Annotated in this window: 1 protein-coding gene; it reads right to left on the minus strand. The window is 66.5% G+C overall.

The genetic code is table 11. The features are described 5' to 3' along the window. The coding region (locus IH45_RS0142780; RefSeq protein ID WP_030682732.1) for a WXG100-like domain-containing protein at window positions 1-359 on the minus strand (359 nt) is incomplete at its 3' end. Window positions 360-385: the final 26 nt, after the last annotated feature.

Below are 385 nucleotides of genomic sequence, written 5' to 3' on the forward strand. Positions count from 1 at the left end.
GCGATGATTTCGGCGGCCAGGATCACCAGCTGCGTGATCACCGCGATCTTCATGCCGATGACCAGCGCGGCCGCGGCCTCCAGGGTGAAGGCGATGACCTCGGCGGCCTGGCGGGCGTCGTCGAAGTAGCCGGAGCCGTCGGCGAACTTGTCCCAGGTCTTGCTGAAGCCCTCGATGGCGTCACCGGTGTTGACGGCGAGCACATTGCCGGCGGCGGTGTTGCCGCGCGACTGGTGGCCGGCCACCTCGTTCGCGAACTGGCGCCAGACCTGGGCGCACTCGATCAGCTTGTCCTCGTCGGCATGCGGCCAGTTGAAACCGAGCATGTCCAGGACCCACTCCAGCGGATCCGGCAGCATGAGAGACAAGACGAAACTCCCCCGTG

The sequence above is a fragment of the Streptomyces rimosus subsp. rimosus genome (assembly GCF_000720725.1).
Lineage (GTDB): Bacteria > Actinomycetota > Actinomycetes > Streptomycetales > Streptomycetaceae > Streptomyces > Streptomyces rimosus_A.